Genomic DNA, 15,598 nt, shown 5'->3' with positions numbered 1-15,598 from the left:
TTGCATTTGCGTCTCATTCACAATGACAACTAGGAGGTTTCTTTTAATGGCAGAAAAAGAACATTATGAAAGAACTAAGCCCCATGTAAATATTGGTACTATTGGTCACGTTGATCATGGTAAAACCACATTGACAGCAGCAATTACTAAGGTTTTAGCAGACAAAGGTTTAGCTAAAGCTGAAGACTATGCTGATATTGATAAGGCACCAGAAGAAAAGGAACGTGGGATTACTATCAACACAGCTCACGTTGAATACGAAACTGAAAAGCGTCATTATGCTCATATGGATGCTCCAGGACATGCTGACTACATTAAGAACATGATCACTGGTGCTGCCCAAATGGATGGTGCTATTTTGGTTGTTGCTGCTACTGATGGTCCAATGCCACAAACTCGTGAACATATTTTGTTAGCTAAGCAAGTTGGTGTTGATTACATCGTAGTCTTCTTGAACAAGACAGACTTAGTTGATGATGATGAATTAATTGACTTAGTTGAAATGGAAGTTCGTGACTTATTAACAGAATACGGTTATCCTGGGGATGATATTCCAGTTATCCGCGGTTCCGCTTTGAAGGCTTTGGAAGGCGATCCAGAACAAACCAAAGTTATCGAAAAATTAATGGATACTGTTGATGAATATATTCCAACACCAGTACGTGATACTGACAAGCCTTTCTTGATGCCTGTTGAAGATGTCTTCACAATTACTGGTCGTGGTACTGTTGCTTCCGGACGTATTGACCGTGGACAAGTTAAAGTCGGCGACGAAGTTGATATTGTTGGTTTGAAAGATGATGTTGAACATTCAACAGTTACTGGTTTGGAAATGTTCCACAAGACACTTGATTTAGGTGAAGCCGGCGATAACGTTGGTGTACTTCTTCGTGGTGTTAACCGTGATCAAATCGAACGTGGACAAGTTTTGGCTAAGCCAGGTTCTATTCAAACTCACAACAAGTTCAAAGGTGAAGTTTATATCTTGAATAAAGAAGAAGGTGGACGTCATACTCCATTCTTCTCTAACTATCGCCCACAATTCTACTTCCATACAACAGATGTTACTGGTGTTATTGAATTGCCAGATGGTGTTGAAATGGTTATGCCTGGTGATAATGTTACATTTGAAGTAGACTTAATCTCACCAGTTGCGATTGAAAAAGGAACCAAGTTTACTGTTCGTGAAGGCGGACGTACTGTTGGTGCCGGTGTTGTTACTGAAATTTTGGATTAATTTTAGTGATTTCATGATGCCTGACTTTGGTCAGGCTTTTTTTTTGGGAAAATATGAGAGAAAAAATGGTATAATAGGCTCTATAACATTTACAAGCAATTTTATTTAAGGTAATATTAATGAGTATGTAGATAAAGAGTACCGGAGGGATAATATGGCTTCGAAAGCTAAATGGACGAAGAAAAAAGATCAAGATGGTGAATTGACTTTTGAAATTGATCAAGAAACTATTAAAAAAGGTTTAGACTCTGCTTTTCGGCGTGTTAGAAAAAGCATAAATGTACCAGGATTTCGGAAGGGCAAAGTGCCACGCGTGGTGTTTGACCAAATGTATGGTGAAACAGCCTTATATCAAGATGCTTTGAATGATGTTTTACCAGAATCATATTCTGCAGCTGTTGAACAAGCAGATATCAAACCAGTGGGTCAACCACAAATTAGTGTTGAAAGCATGGATCAAGATCAACCATGGAAAATCAAAGCAACAGTAGCAGTAGAGCCTGAAGTTACGTTAGGCCAATTCCAAAAACTAGAAGTTGAAAAACAAGATACTACTGTAAGTGATGATGACGTTACAGCTGAGTTGGAAAGATTACAAAAGCAACAAGCAGAATTAGTCTTAAAAGAAGCCGGCAAATCTGAAAAAGGTGACACCGTTGTTATTGATTATAAAGGAACTATTGATGGTGAAGCTTTTGATGGCGGTAGTGCCGACAATTACTCACTAGAATTAGGTTCCAATTCCTTTATTCCAGGCTTTGAAGATCAATTAATTGATCATGAAAGTGGGGATGAAGTAGATGTAAAAGTTACTTTCCCTAAAGATTATCAAAGCAAAGATTTAGCTGGTAAGGAAGCTCATTTCCAAACAACTATCCATGAAATCAAAACTAAAGAATTACCAAAATTGGATGATGATTTCGCTAAAGATATTGATGAAAATGTCGATACTTTAGATGAGTTGAAGACAAAAATCCGTGAACGTTTAGAAAAACAACGCAAGCAACAAGCTGAAGATAAGATTGAAGAAGAAGCAGTCAATAAAGCTATTGAAAATGCAACTTTTGAAAAAATTCCGCAAGCGATGATTGACCAAGATGTTCAAAATCAAGTAGATCAATTCTTGGGTACAATGCAACGTCAAGGTATCAATCCACAAATGTACTATCAAATGACCGGTACAACTGAAGAAGACGTTAAACAACGTTTTGCTAAAGATTCTGAGCAACGTGTTAAAACTAATTTATTGCTCGAAGCAATTGTTAAACAAGAAAATATCAAGGCTACCAAAGAAGAGCGTGATCAAGAAGTTAAAGATTTGGCTTCTGAATATGGCATGGAAGAAGATGCTGTTCGAGGCGCGTTAACTGATGAGATGTTAGATCACGATATTGCTGTTAAAAAAGCTGTAGAAATGATTACTGATAGTGTAGTTCAAAAATAAATAAGCCTTGCTGAGGCTAAAGCCACACGATTGAAGTCATGTAGTTTTGGCAAAGCAGGCTTATTTTTTTGTTATTTAACTTTTTGATAATTTTGCAATATTGCTTGTGCTGAAGCTTGATATTGTTTTTGTTCTTCACTTGTTAATGGCAAATCTACAACTTTTTGAACTCCATTTTCTCCTATAACAGCTAGTTGGCCAATATACAAGTTTAACTGGCTATCATAGACTGTTACTGGCAATGCGCGCTTGGCATTACTTAAAACTGCTTCTGTGATAAGATTAACCCAAGTAGCGATACCATTGTTAGTATATTCTTTACCTGAAAAGATAGTATAACCACCAGTGACAATTTGTTGTGTTAACTGTTTTAAGTCTAATTTCCATTCACTAATTGGTTTTCCGGCAACCCGAACTGTAGACCAAACTGGAAACATTGTATCACCGTGTTCACCAAAGACATATCCAGTGACATCATGATAATTGTGACCTGTTGCTTCACCCACTGCATGATGCATACGAGCCGTTTCCAGACCAGTTCCAGTTCCCAATACTTGTTGTTTGGGCAAACCTGTTTGTTCTTGTAGTAGACGTGCGATGACGTCACAAGGATTAGTTATATTAATGATTACGCCATTAAATCCAGATGCTTTAATTTTTGGAGCTACTTCAGCAACAATTTTGCTGGTCATTTGCAATTCAAAATCACGTTGCCCACCATGCTCTTTGAGTAGAGCGATTTTCCCAGCACAGAAAACAAGGACATCTAAGTCTTTTAGTTCTTCCCAATTTTGAGCAGTGTAATCTTGTAAAACTACTTCAGTATCCGTGTCTAACAAGGAAATTTGATCTTGCAAATCAACTTGTTCAGCACGTGCCTTGTCAAAATTTTTGTCAACAAGGACAATTTTACCTACTTTGCCACGTTGTGCCATGATTAAAGCAGTGGTTGCACCGACGTGTCCTAATCCAATAATTCCAACTTTATTCATTAATATATCCATCCTTTCGTATACTATTAAGAAAAGTTAAAAAATTTTACTTTTCTATAACTATATGCTAACCTTTTTAGTGCTAAATTGGTAGCAAAGATCCAATTTTGGAGGAAAAAATATGTTCGATAATACAAATGATAGTGGAGCAATTGTATGTTCCTTTTGTGGTAAATCTCAAGATCAAGTAAAACAAATAGTTGCTGGTCCTGGAGTATACATCTGTAATGAGTGTGTCGATTTATGTCAACAGATTATTTCTGACGCAGGTAAAAAACAGGCAGAAAATTTTGCTATTAATAAACTGCCAGCACCGGCTGAAATTATGAAAACTTTAGATCAATATGTCATTGGCCAAAAACAAGCCAAAAAGAATTTATCAGTGGCAGTTTATAATCATTATTTAAGAATTAATAATCAACTTAATGATAAAGACAATCAGAAAGTCGAAATGCAAAAGAGTAACATTGCTCTAATCGGCCCGACTGGATCAGGTAAAACTTATTTAGCCCAGACATTAGCAAAAATTTTAAAAGTGCCTTTTGCAATTGCGGACGCCACTACACTTACTGAAGCAGGTTATGTTGGTGAAGATGTTGAAAATATTTTATTAAAATTATTACAAAATGCCGATTTTGATGTTGAGAAAGCGCAACACGGAATTATTTACATTGATGAAATTGATAAAATTTCTAAAAAAAGTGAAAATGTTTCTATTACACGTGATGTTTCGGGCGAAGGTGTTCAACAAGCATTATTGAAAATTCTGGAAGGTACGATTGCTAACATTCCACCACAAGGAGGTCGCAAGCACCCTCAACAAGAAATGATTCAATTAGATACAACTAATATTTTGTTTATTGTTGGAGGAGCTTTTGATGGACTTGAAGAAATCATTAAAACTCGTTTAGGTGAGAAGACAATTGGCTTTGGAACTGATGATTCTGACGCGGTTGAATTTAATAATCATGATGCTCTTATGCAACAAGTCATACCCGAAGATTTGATGCAATTTGGGATTATTCCTGAATTTATTGGTAGAATTCCAGTCATTACTACGCTTAATCAACTAACTCAAGAAGATTTAGTTGCGATTTTGACACAGCCTAAAAATGCTTTAGTGAAACAATATCAGCAATTATTTGCTTTGAACAAGGTTAAACTAGAATTTAATAAAAATGCCTTAGAAGCAATGGCTGACTTAGCCATTAAACGTAACACAGGAGCACGAGGATTACGCTCAATTATTGAGGCGACTTTAATGGATGTGATGTATGAAGTGCCTAGTCGTGATGATATCAAAAGAGTAGTGGTGACTAAAAAGTCTGTAGAAGGGCAGCAACAACCAACCCTATATTCTGATGATGGTAAGGTTGCTTAATAGTATGCAAATTAAAACTTTAAAAATGGATTTAAGTGCTGTTAGTGCTACGCAGTATCCTACGGAAGGTTATCCAGAAATTGCCCTTTTAGGAAGATCTAATGTAGGTAAATCTTCATTAATTAATACCTTAGTACAACGCAAAAAATTTGCGCGAACTTCAAGTACACCCGGAAAAACACGCACATTAAATTTTTATCAGATAAATGAAGCTTTTTATTTAGTGGATGTTCCAGGTTATGGTTACGCCAAAGTATCTAAAAAGCAACGCGCAGAATTTGGGGTAATGATAGAAGAATATTTAACTACACGCCAACCACTTAAAGGAGTTATTATTTTAGTTGATGGGCGTCGAGCACCAACTGCAGACGATATTTCAATGTATCAATTTGTTAGTTATTATCATTTACCCACTTTGGTGGTCGCTACCAAAATGGATAAAGTCAAGGGTAACCAATGGAATAAAACTATCAGTGCTGTCAATAAGACTTTGAATCTTAATCAAACCGATCAGTTGCAACTGTTTAGTTCACAAACTAAGTCAGGCCAAGCAGAAGTTTGGCAGTGGATTGAAAGCCAAATTTAATTAAAAAAGCTTTTACAATAACCTCCTAATATTGGATGAACTCCAATATGGGGGGTTATTTTTTATATTAGAGTAAATATAAAGTTTATTATTAAAATTATAATTAAGTTGTTTTACTATTTTAAATAGATGTACTAGCATATAATAAAATTATTATCAGTTTAGAAAGAATCTAAAGGGGGAATAGTAATTGAAAAAAATCATCAATCAGGTTAGTGAAATTGTACCAGAGATGGTGCAAGGCATAGTTCAAGCTAGTAATGGGCTATTACGACAGTTACCAGATACACAAGTGGTTATTAGAAATGATGAACAGTTTCAAACAAAAATCCAAGTTGGTTTGGTTTCAGGTGGCGGCAGTGGTCATGAACCCTTACATGCAGGCTTTGTAGGTGAAGGCATGTTGACTGCAGCAGTTTGTGGCGAGATTTTCACTTCTCCCACACCTGATCAAATTTTGGCTGCCATCAAAGAAGCTGATCAGGGACAAGGAGTACTATTAATCGTCAAGAATTACTCTGGGGATGTCATGAATTTTGATATGGCAAAAGAAATGGCTCAAGCTGACAATATAAAAGTTGAGAGCATTATTGTGGACGATGATATTTCAATTCCTGATAGTCAACAAGGTCGGCGTGGTGTTGCAGGAACAGTTTTAGTTGAAAAAATATTAGGTGCAGCAGCTCGTCAAGGGTGCACTTTAGAGCAATTACAGCAATTAGGTCAGCAAGTGATTGACAATACTAAAACTCTGGGTATTGCCTTACAAGCAGCAACGGTACCAGCTGTTGGCCATCCAGGATTTGAATTAGCTAACGATGAAATTGAATATGGTGTAGGAATTCATAATGAACGTGGTTATTCTACAGAAAAATTACAATCAGCTCAAAAATTAGCACAAGAATTACTTACCAAAATCTTGGCAGAGTTTGATGCTAACAAGAATGATGAATTTGCGGTTTTAGTTAATGGTATGGGAGCAACTCCCCTAATGGAACAATATATTTTTCTAAATAACGTCTTAGAAGAATTACAAAAACAAGGCATTAAAGTAACTTTTACTAAAGTAGGTAATCTAGTGACCTCCATTGATATGAGTGGTTTATCTTTAACTTTAGTAAAATTAGATAATGGCTGGCAAGATTACTTAACACAAAATGTTACAACTTTAGGATGGTAGAAAATGGAATTAACAACAGAATTAGCAACTAAGTGGTTTGAACTTTATGTTCAAAGTATTCAAGAGCACAAAGATCAATTAAATGAATTAGACACTGCAATTGGTGACGGTGATCATGGAACTAATATGCTACGAGGCGTAGAACAAGTGCAAACGGTTTTACAACAACAAGCAACTGCGAATTTAAGTGATTTACTCAAACAAGTAGCATTTGCGTTAATTAGTAAAGTAGGTGGGGCTTCTGGACCATTATATGGTACCGCTTTATTAGATATGTCTAAGTATGTTCAAGAGCATGATTCTCAACTTTCAAATCTAATTGCTAGTGGTGCAGCTGGTATTAAACGGCGTGGACAATCACAAGTAGGTGACAAAACAATGTTAGATGTTTGGCAGCCTGTAGCTGATGATTTAGCAAATAATCAATTTAGTTCAAGTAATTTAGATCAGCACTTGCAAGCAACTGCAGATTTAGAAGCTAAAAAAGGACGTGCTAGTTATTTAGGAGAACGTTCTGTTGGTCATTTAGATCCCGGAGCAAAAAGTAGTGAATTATTATTTGATTGCTTATTGCAAGTGCTAAATAAATGAGGAAAATTATGAAATATGGAATTTTAGTAGTATCTCATGTACCAGAAATTGCTCAGGGAGTAGCCAAGTTAGCACTTCAAGCAGCACCGGATGTTTCCATAACTTTTGCTGGCGGCACCGATGAAGGCCAAATTGGTTCTTCCTTAAATATGATTCAAAAGGCGATTAGTGATAATCAAGGCGATGAAATTTTAGCCTTTTATGATTTAGGCAGTGCAAAAATGAATTTAGAAATGGCTCGTGAAATGAGTACTAAACCTATTCACCAATTTGATGTTGCCCTAGTTGAAGGTGCTTATACGGCAGCAACTTTGGCACAAGTTAATGTTGATTTTACAACAATTGTTAGCAATTTGGATAAATTACATTTAGAAAAATAATAAAAATAACGACACAAGATAATTCCGTCTTGTGTCGTTATTTTTATTTGCTTTCTTTTTTCTTAGCATCAGTATCTTTATTTTTTTTAGCAGTCTTATCAAGAGTATCAATATCCTGTTTGATATCGTCTGGTAAAGAGGCAAATTTATCGAACAAACTTCCAAAATCATTTTCACGTTTAACAGTTAATCCCATTATCACCGCTCCTTTAGGGTAATTATATATAATTACTACAACGATTGCAAAAATGTTGGTATTTTTATCAAAAAATAGTAAAATATTCTCCGATAAATAAAGGAGACTGCCGATGGCTACAGAATATTTGGAACATAAGTTAGCTTTATTGCCGGATCGTCCTGGATGCTACTTAATGAAAGATATTAATTCTAAGATTATCTATGTCGGCAAAGCTAAAAACTTAAAAAATCGAGTTCGCTCTTATTTCAAGAGTTCACATGAAGGCAAAACAGCCAAATTAGTTAGTGAGATTAGAGATTTTGAAACAATTGTCACATCTACTGATAAAGAAGCCTTTTTACTAGAAATTACATTAATTCAAAAGCATCAACCATATTTTAATATTAAGTTGAAAAAAGGGACTGGGTATCCATACATTAAAATCACCAAAGAGCGTAATCCCCAAATGATAATTACTGGACAAGTCAAAAATGATGGCGGCTATTATTTTGGACCTTATCCCAATGTTTATGCAGCTGAAGAAACGCTGCATTTTTTACAGAAAGTTTATCCTTTACGACGTTGCACAGGACATTTAGGACGCCCTTGTTTATATTATCATATGGGGCAATGTTTAGGAGCTTGCTTTAAAGAAGTTCCCATAGAAAAATATCAACAACAAATTACCAAAATTAAAAGTTTTTTGAATGGTAATGTCAGTACTATCAAAAAAACTTTACAACAAAAAATGGAAACAGCCGCCAAGAATTTAAAATTTGAACGTGCAGCTGAGTTACGAGATCAAATTCGCTATATCGAACAAACCGTTGAAAAACAGAAAATTATTTCTAACGACCATACTCCACGAGACTTATTTAATTGTTACGTTGATAAAGGCTGGATTTCTATTCAGGTATTCTTTATTAGACAAGCACGTTTAATGAAACGAGAAAAACGTATTTTTCCTTGTATTAATACACCTGAAGAAGAATTAGCAACTTTCATCTTGCAGTTTTATAATCGCAAAAACAATGTCTTGCCTCGAGAAATTTTAGTACCTTCAACAATAGACTCTGCAACTTTAGAACAAATTTTGCAAGTGCCATTCCGAACACCACAACGTGGTCAAAAACGTGATTTATTAGAAATGGCCCATGATAATGCTAAATTGGTTTTACTAGAGAAATTTCGCCTTATGGAATTAGATAATCGACAAACTGTTGAAGCGCAGGAACAAATTTTTACTGCTTTAGGTTTGCCTTATGGACATGTGATTGAATCGTTTGATCATTCTCATATTCAAGGTATGGATGCTGTTTCTGCCATGGTTAGTTTTGTGGATGGCAAACCGCAAAAAGCAAATTATCGTAAATATAAAATTAAAAATGAGTTAGAAGAGCATAGTGGTGCAGATGAATCAGCAAATACACGGGAAGTTATTTATCGACGTTATTCAAGGTTATTAAAAGAAAAAAAGCCGCTTCCTGATTTAATCTTGATGGATGGTGGAATTATTGAATTACGCGTAGTGCTGGATGTTTTGCATAATGAATTAGGAATTCATATTCCAGTTGCAGGGATGGTTAAGGATAATCATCATAATACAGCGCACTTAATAACTGGTGAAAAAGGGGTTGCCGTGCCGTTAGATCCAAAAAGTGAGGGTTTTTATTTATTACAGAGAATTCAAGATGAGGTTCACCGCTTTGTCATTAGTTACCATCGCAAAACTCACAGTAAAAATGCTTTATCTTCACAATTGGAAAGTATCAAAGGGGTTGGTCCGAAAACTCGAATTAAATTATTAAAAAATTATGGCTCTGTCAAAAAGATTAAAGAAGCTCCATTAGAAGATATTATGAAATTAGGAATTTCACAAACAGTAGCCCAAACTATTAAATTATCCCTATCTACAACCCCAATTCGAAAAATAGGTTCGTAGAAATAAAAAGAGGTTAGAACATAATTGTTCTAGCCTCTTTTATTGTTGAACACATAAGCTAAATTAATTTTTTCTGGGTAAATTAGTTAAAATATTTAAAATATCTCGAAGAGTGTGTTCCCAGGTAATTGAATATAAATGTTGGCGTGCATTATTGGTTGCTTGCTGCAGGCTATTAGTATTTTTGCTGAGTTTTATCAGCAAATCGGCTAACTCATTTTCATCAAAATGAGTGTAAAAACAACATTTATTAGGAATGAAATATTTGCCCGTACCTTCTTGAAAATCAATAAATGGCAAACCAGTACTCATCATTTCAAAAGGAACTAAAGAAAAATTGGTCATTGATGGCGCAATCCCAAAATCACTCTGTTGATATAAACTCACCATTTGAGGCTGTGTTAATTTACCTAGATTATGCCCATTGATGAAAGTTTTCGATTTATCTGTACCAAAGTAGTTGATTTCTAACTGATAACCTTTGTTATTAAGAATTTTAGTACAGTTATTTAGAAGTAACTCTAGATTAATGGGAGCTCGTCTCGGGCTATTAAATTTTGTATATACAGCTAATGTGAAACATTTTTTATGAGAATAACTATTAAATTCACGTTGTGAATATGGATATCGATCTAAATCTACTGGAAAGTTAATTTGTTCGAGGGGACTATTTATTTGACAATTTGCTTGAATCATCTTTTGACACCAGGGCCCTAAAGAAATCATGTGCAATCCCAGTTCATAAGTTTTTTGAGCTAATTGAGAACGATCACCAAACGGGTAAAAGTAAGGCTCATAGTCTTGAATAAAGTATAATTTGTATCCAGGAAGGTTTTTGATAATATAAGCAGATTCCCATAAAGTGGCAATCCAAATATCAGATTGGTGCTGAGATAATTGATCCATTGCTAAACAAGTACCTTGATAATTAGGATAATTAAACTTAGCGTTATTTTGAAGGCTAGCTTGGCTTTGTGGAACATAACTTTGATAATAGACGTCATATCCTGAATGAGCTAATAAAGTTCCCAAATGCAACATGGTTGTTTGACCGCCATTATAAGCTTCAATACCAGTCGTGACAAAGGTTAGAGAATGATAACGACTTTTTAAATCTTGCTGAGCTTTCTTATTATTAAAATATCTCAGAATATCATCATAATCATGGATACTGCCTTCTTGTACGGACGCAACTTTAGTTTTTAATGGTTTTACCAAATTATTTGCCTCCTACAAACTTAATATATCTAGTTTTAGACTAACACTCCTGTAAGTAAAAAGGGAATTTATACTATTTTAGTTCCATGAGCTTGATTAACATCTAAAACACGGATAATATCAGCCACATTTTTCTTTGTAACACCACCACCAGGTAGAATTTGAATTTGATTATTTGCTTGCTCAATTAATTCTTGCAAGTGTTTAATATTGAGTGGCTGCTCTAAGGGACCGCCATGAGTTAGTATTCTTTGAAAATTATGCTCGATAAGCCATTGTAATGCCAATTTTTGATTACTAATTTCATCAAAAGCCATATGGAAGACTAGTTCTATATTTAAATCTTTAATGACATATAACAATTGCTCAGTTTGAATTTGCCGATGAGATGTTAAAATTCCAATTGCTATTCCATCTGCACCAACTTGGGCAATTTTTTGAGCATCTAAGCGCATGATTTCTATTTCATCGTTTGAATAAATAAAATTACCACCACGTGGTCTGACCATCACTATTACGGGGACATTATATTGATGAGCTAATTGGGTTGTTTGCTGAATTACACCTATACTGGGAGTAATCCCACCTTGAGCTAAATCTGCATTTAATTCTAGACGATTAGCTCCATGCTTTAAAGCTCGTAGCGCTGATCGATAATCGCCAACACAAACTTCTTTAATCATATAGTTACACCTCCTCATATTAATATAACTGAAATAATTAAGTTAAACCAAGATAATTTTAATTTTTGTCCACCAAAAAAACTGTAAACTCCCAATTGAAGTTTACAGTTTTTAAATTCAATTATTTTGCTTCAGTTTTAGGAGCTGGCTTCCAAATACCATAAATGACACCGGCAATAATAGCACCTAAAATAACTGATAATAAGAATAACCAAGGACGATTAGATAATGGTGAAACAAAAATTCCACCGTGAGGTGCTGGTACATTAACCTTCCAGAATTGGGTTAAACCACCACCAATGGCAGCTCCAATGACACTAGAAGTTAAAACATGCAGTGGATCAGCAGCAGCAAAGGGAATGGCACCTTCGGTAATGAAAGCCGCACCTAAAATATAGTTACTCAAGCCAGCTTCACGTTCAGCTTTAGTGAATTTATTTTTCCAAATAGTAGTTGCTAAAGCAATTGCTAACGGTGGAATCATTCCGCCAGCCATAACAGCTGCCATTAAAGCACCATCTTTAGTGGTTGTGAAAGTACCAATTGCAAAGGCATATGCAGCCTTGTTGAAAGGACCACCCATATCGATAGCCATCATTCCAGCCAATAAAGCACCTAAAATAACAGCATTACCAGTACCCATATGAGTTAAGAAGGTAGAAATAGCTTGATTAACTACAGCAAAGATTGGATCGATTGCAAAGTACATAATTGCACCAACAATCAATAAGCCCAGTACTGGGTATATTAACATTGGTTTCATACCATTTAAAGATTGAGGAATATTCTTGCAAGCTTTTTTCAGGAAAATGACAACCCAACCAGCAATGAAACCACCTAATAAACCACCAATAAAACCAGCCGGACTATTCGAATGAACAAAGCTAGCTGTTGCTTGCGAAGCCATATAACCAGCAACAAAACCAGGCATTAAAGCTGGTACATCAGCCATAGAAACAGCAATATAAGCAGCTAAAACAGGAATTAAGAAACTAAAAGCATAATTACCAATACCATTTAAAAATAAGAAAGTGGTCGATTTTGGTCCTACAATATTCTCCAAAAGGAAGGAAAGGGCCATTAAAATACCACCACCAACCACAAATGGCAACATATGAGATACACCATTCATCAAGTCGGCGTAAACACGCGACCAAAGAGATTTTTCTTCTGCAGTATTACTATCGCTATTACCAGCTTCTGATGGATCAGCATGATAAATTGGAGCTTCACCATTTTCCACTTTTTGAATTAACTCGCTAGCCTTGTTAATACCATCAATAACAGGACGATTTAAGAGAGGTTTGCCATCAAAACGCGGCATTTCTACTTTCTTATCAGCAGCTAAGATAACACCATCAGCACGTTTAATTTCGTCGGCAGTTAAACGATTTTTAACACCTTCAGAGCCATTAGTCTCAACACGAATTTCAACGCCTAATTTTTCTGCTTGTTCTTTTAAAGCTGCTTCTGCCATATAGGTATGCGCAATTCCATTAGGACAAGCTGAAACAGCAACGATAAAGCCTTTATGTTGGCTAGATTCACTACTTGTATTATCAGCCTTTTTAGCAGCATCTGCTTTTTCTTTAGCTTCCTTAGCAGCTTCAGCTTGATCAAATAATTCTTGAACTTCCTCAGGGGTAGTAGCTTTTTTCAAAGCTGCTACTAATTGCGGATTAATTAATAAAGAAGACAAGGCAGCTAAAGCTTGTAAATGTAAATTGTCGGCGCCATCAGGTGCAGCAATCATGAAAAAGAGGCTGACAGGCTGACCATCTAAAGCATCATATTCGACACCTTTATTACTTTTGGCAAACATAACAGTTGCTTTTTTAACGGCTTTATCACGAGCATGGGGCATGGCAATGCCATCACCAATTCCGGTACTGGTTTCAGCTTCGCGTTTTAAAATATCAGCTTTAAACAAGTCGACATCATCGATTACGTCATGCTTTTTATAATTTGCAATCATTTCATCAATAGCAGCTTCTTTAGTTGTTGCTTTTAAATCCATGATCATGACGTCTTTACGAAGTAGTTCTTTTAAATCCATGAAATCTTCCTCACTTTTATTGGATTTTAGTTACTGTAATTTTTTGATAAACTTCCTTGATTTTGGCACTAGTAGCTAAATCTTCACTAAATGCTGTGGCAGATCCACAAGCAGCTCCTTGATGAAAGCTTTCGATTGGATCTTGTGTCTGCATAAGTGTGCCAACAAACCCGGCAATCATTGAATCGCCAGCACCTACTGAATTTTTAACAATATCTTTAGGTGCATTGCACTGATAAGCGTGATTTTTGGTCACTAATAAAGCTCCTGCGCCAGCCATAGATACTAGTGCATGCTGAGCACCCTGATCTAATAATTTCCGGGCTGCATTAATTATATCTTGAGTATCTTGAAAGTTTGTTTGAAATAACTCTGCTAACTCATGATGATTGGGTTTGATGACTAAAGGATGCAGCGGCAAGGTATCTAATAATGCTTGTCCTGTCGTATCAATTACAAACTCGGCTCCTTGAGCAATTACAATTTTAGCAATCTCTAAATAAAAATTATTGTCTAATTGTGGCGGCAAGCTTCCAGACATGATCACAACGTCACCTTTAGTAACTTGTTGTACCTTATTCAATAAGGCTTTCTTTTCGGTCATTGAAATTGCTGGACCTTGTCCGTTAATTTCAGTTTCTTCATCGGTGGCTTTTACTTTCACATTAATGCGTGTGTCGCCTGCGACCGAAATAAAATCAGTTTTCACTTGATGATTTGCTAGTAATGCTTGAAACATATCACCGGTAGAACCACCAACAAATCCCCAAGCAACTGATTCTAAACCTAATTGTTGCAAAATTCGAGAAACGTTAATACCTTTTCCTCCTGGAAGTTTGATATCCGTTTCAGTCCGGTTTACTTCACCAAGAGTTAACTGGCGTAACTGCAAAACGTAATCAATAGACGGATTTGCAGTAATTGTATAAATCATTTCTCAACCTCCGTTATCTTAGTATAGTTAGCTAATTGTAGTCGTACATTGGTTGTCAAATGATCTGTAATTAAATGAGCGGCGGATAAATCAGCAAATTTGCTAAAGCGTACTTGGCCATATTTGGAATTATCTGATAACACATAGGCATGATCAGATTGATTGATTGCTAATTGTTTAACCGCAGATTCATCAGGATCTGGAGTTGTATATCCATGTTCAACATCAAAGCCGTTAACACCCATGAACGCACGATCAAGATGACACTGACTCAAGTAGTCATCAACACTAGGTCCAACAGTGGCCTTGGTTAAAGAACGCAATGTACCACCCAAAATAATAGTTTTAATCTGATAATCTGCTAATAATGAGCCATTATCTACGCTATTGGTAATTACTAATAGGTGTTGTCGTTCAGCTAAATAGGGAATCATTTTTTGAACAGTCGTTCCCGAATCTAGAAAAATCACCTCGTTATCTTGAATTAAAGTTGCAGCATATTGAGCAATTTTTTGTTTTTGTGATGACGATAATTGCTGACGTTGTGCAACTTTGGGTTCTTCATGGAGACTAGAATTGATGGACTTACATCCGCCGTGAACTCTAATTAGAAGTTGTTGCTTTTCTAATTGCATTAAGTCCCGTCTAATTGTTGATATTGAGGTATTAGTTAATTTTACTAGATCCTTAATTGTGACAACTTGCTTTTTTTGTAATTCTTGTAAAATTAACTGATGACGCCGCTCTGTAATCACTTACATCTCACCTCCAAGAAATATCATACACCATTTAAATC

15 protein-coding genes are annotated in these 15,598 nt (G+C 35.7%); 8 read left to right on the top strand and 7 right to left on the bottom strand.

Features of this window, described 5'->3' with window-relative positions:
- Positions 1-46 precede the first annotated feature (46 nt).
- On the top strand, positions 47-1,237 hold the full coding sequence (gene tuf / locus DS830_RS03635; RefSeq protein WP_118901988.1) for an elongation factor Tu: 1,191 nt from the start codon (positions 47-49) through the stop codon (positions 1,235-1,237).
- A gap of 154 nt (positions 1,238-1,391) precedes the next feature.
- Positions 1,392-2,681, top strand: a complete 1,290-nt coding sequence (gene tig / locus DS830_RS03630; protein WP_118908287.1) for a trigger factor — start codon at positions 1,392-1,394, stop codon at positions 2,679-2,681.
- Between the two features lie 71 nt (positions 2,682-2,752).
- Here tig and DS830_RS03625 read toward each other — a convergent pair whose 3' ends face one another.
- Positions 2,753-3,673, bottom strand: coding sequence for a lactate/malate family dehydrogenase (locus DS830_RS03625; protein WP_118908286.1), 921 nt, complete (start codon positions 3,671-3,673; stop codon positions 2,753-2,755).
- Between the two features lie 121 nt (positions 3,674-3,794).
- Here DS830_RS03625 and clpX point away from each other — a divergent pair, with 121 nt between their 5' ends.
- The 5 genes from clpX to dhaM all read left to right on the top strand — a co-directional run bounded on the left by clpX (position 3,795) and on the right by dhaM (position 7,791).
- Positions 3,795-5,054 (top strand): ATP-dependent Clp protease ATP-binding subunit ClpX, encoded by a 1,260-nt coding sequence (gene clpX, locus DS830_RS03620; protein ID WP_118908285.1) that lies wholly within the window; start codon positions 3,795-3,797, stop codon positions 5,052-5,054.
- A 4-nt stretch (positions 5,055-5,058) separates the two neighbouring features.
- Positions 5,059-5,640 (top strand): ribosome biogenesis GTP-binding protein YihA/YsxC, encoded by a 582-nt coding sequence (gene yihA, locus DS830_RS03615; protein ID WP_118908284.1) that lies wholly within the window; start codon positions 5,059-5,061, stop codon positions 5,638-5,640.
- A gap of 190 nt (positions 5,641-5,830) precedes the next feature.
- Positions 5,831-6,820 (top strand): dihydroxyacetone kinase subunit DhaK, encoded by a 990-nt coding sequence (dhaK, locus tag DS830_RS03610; protein ID WP_118901974.1) that lies wholly within the window; start codon positions 5,831-5,833, stop codon positions 6,818-6,820.
- Positions 6,821-6,823: 3 nt separating this feature from the next.
- Positions 6,824-7,411: a dihydroxyacetone kinase subunit DhaL gene (gene dhaL / locus DS830_RS03605; RefSeq protein ID WP_118908283.1), complete on the top strand. Its 588-nt coding sequence runs from the start codon at positions 6,824-6,826 to the stop codon at positions 7,409-7,411.
- A gap of 8 nt (positions 7,412-7,419) precedes the next feature.
- A complete protein-coding gene (dhaM, locus tag DS830_RS03600) occupies positions 7,420-7,791 on the top strand; it encodes a dihydroxyacetone kinase phosphoryl donor subunit DhaM (RefSeq protein WP_118901968.1) in 372 nt (123 codons plus the stop codon).
- 43 nt (positions 7,792-7,834) lie between these two features.
- Here dhaM and DS830_RS08855 read toward each other — a convergent pair whose 3' ends face one another.
- Positions 7,835-7,987, bottom strand: coding sequence for an SPJ_0845 family protein (locus DS830_RS08855; RefSeq protein WP_162887500.1), 153 nt, complete (start codon positions 7,985-7,987; stop codon positions 7,835-7,837).
- A 112-nt stretch (positions 7,988-8,099) separates the two neighbouring features.
- Here DS830_RS08855 and uvrC point away from each other — a divergent pair, with 112 nt between their 5' ends.
- Positions 8,100-9,911, top strand: a complete 1,812-nt coding sequence (uvrC, locus tag DS830_RS03595) for an excinuclease ABC subunit UvrC (RefSeq protein WP_118908282.1) — start codon at positions 8,100-8,102, stop codon at positions 9,909-9,911.
- 63 nt (positions 9,912-9,974) lie between these two features.
- Here uvrC and DS830_RS03590 read toward each other — a convergent pair whose 3' ends face one another.
- The 5 genes from DS830_RS03590 to DS830_RS03570 form a co-directional block, all read right to left on the bottom strand.
- The gene (locus DS830_RS03590) at positions 9,975-11,129 is read right to left on the bottom strand and encodes a glycosyltransferase family protein (RefSeq protein ID WP_118908281.1); all 1,155 of its coding nucleotides are present in this window, start codon (positions 11,127-11,129) and stop codon (positions 9,975-9,977) included.
- A 68-nt stretch (positions 11,130-11,197) separates the two neighbouring features.
- Positions 11,198-11,812, bottom strand: coding sequence for a copper homeostasis protein CutC (locus DS830_RS03585; protein WP_118908280.1), 615 nt, complete (start codon positions 11,810-11,812; stop codon positions 11,198-11,200).
- 121 nt (positions 11,813-11,933) lie between these two features.
- The gene (locus tag DS830_RS03580) at positions 11,934-13,868 is read right to left on the bottom strand and encodes a PTS fructose transporter subunit IIABC (protein ID WP_118908279.1); all 1,935 of its coding nucleotides are present in this window, start codon (positions 13,866-13,868) and stop codon (positions 11,934-11,936) included.
- Between the two features lie 16 nt (positions 13,869-13,884).
- A complete protein-coding gene (gene pfkB, locus DS830_RS03575) occupies positions 13,885-14,802 on the bottom strand; it encodes a 1-phosphofructokinase (RefSeq protein WP_118908278.1) in 918 nt (305 codons plus the stop codon).
- On the bottom strand, positions 14,799-15,557 hold the full coding sequence (locus DS830_RS03570; RefSeq protein ID WP_118901949.1) for a DeoR/GlpR family DNA-binding transcription regulator: 759 nt from the start codon (positions 15,555-15,557) through the stop codon (positions 14,799-14,801). Before DS830_RS03570 ends, pfkB begins: the two co-directional genes overlap by 4 nt.
- Between the last annotated feature and the right edge of the window lie 41 nt (positions 15,558-15,598).

Origin of the sequence: Bombilactobacillus bombi, assembly GCF_003522965.1 — a bacterium.
Classification (GTDB): Bacteria; Bacillota; Bacilli; order Lactobacillales; family Lactobacillaceae; genus Bombilactobacillus; species Bombilactobacillus bombi.
Note: the sequence above shows the minus strand (reverse complement) of the source record. Positions and strands in the feature narration are given on the sequence as shown.

What these genes read in the sequence shown, in the direction of transcription:
- tuf (WP_118901988.1), top strand. Translation starts at nt 47, where the DNA reads ATGGCAGAAAAAGAACATTATGAAAGAACTAAGCCCCATGTAAATATT.
- tig (WP_118908287.1), top strand. Translation starts at nt 1,392, where the DNA reads ATGGCTTCGAAAGCTAAATGGACGAAGAAAAAAGATCAAGATGGTGAA.
- DS830_RS03625 (WP_118908286.1), bottom strand. Translation starts at nt 3,673, where the DNA reads ATGAATAAAGTTGGAATTATTGGATTAGGACACGTCGGTGCAACCACT.
- clpX (WP_118908285.1), top strand. Translation starts at nt 3,795, where the DNA reads ATGTTCGATAATACAAATGATAGTGGAGCAATTGTATGTTCCTTTTGT.
- yihA (WP_118908284.1), top strand. Translation starts at nt 5,059, where the DNA reads ATGCAAATTAAAACTTTAAAAATGGATTTAAGTGCTGTTAGTGCTACG.
- dhaL (WP_118908283.1), top strand. Translation starts at nt 6,824, where the DNA reads ATGGAATTAACAACAGAATTAGCAACTAAGTGGTTTGAACTTTATGTT.
- dhaM (WP_118901968.1), top strand. Translation starts at nt 7,420, where the DNA reads ATGAAATATGGAATTTTAGTAGTATCTCATGTACCAGAAATTGCTCAG.
- DS830_RS08855 (WP_162887500.1), bottom strand. Translation starts at nt 7,987, where the DNA reads ATGGGATTAACTGTTAAACGTGAAAATGATTTTGGAAGTTTGTTCGAT.
- uvrC (WP_118908282.1), top strand. Translation starts at nt 8,100, where the DNA reads ATGGCTACAGAATATTTGGAACATAAGTTAGCTTTATTGCCGGATCGT.
- DS830_RS03585 (WP_118908280.1), bottom strand. Translation starts at nt 11,812, where the DNA reads ATGATTAAAGAAGTTTGTGTTGGCGATTATCGATCAGCGCTACGAGCT.
- DS830_RS03580 (WP_118908279.1), bottom strand. Translation starts at nt 13,868, where the DNA reads ATGGATTTAAAAGAACTACTTCGTAAAGACGTCATGATCATGGATTTA.
- pfkB (WP_118908278.1), bottom strand. Translation starts at nt 14,802, where the DNA reads ATGATTTATACAATTACTGCAAATCCGTCTATTGATTACGTTTTGCAG.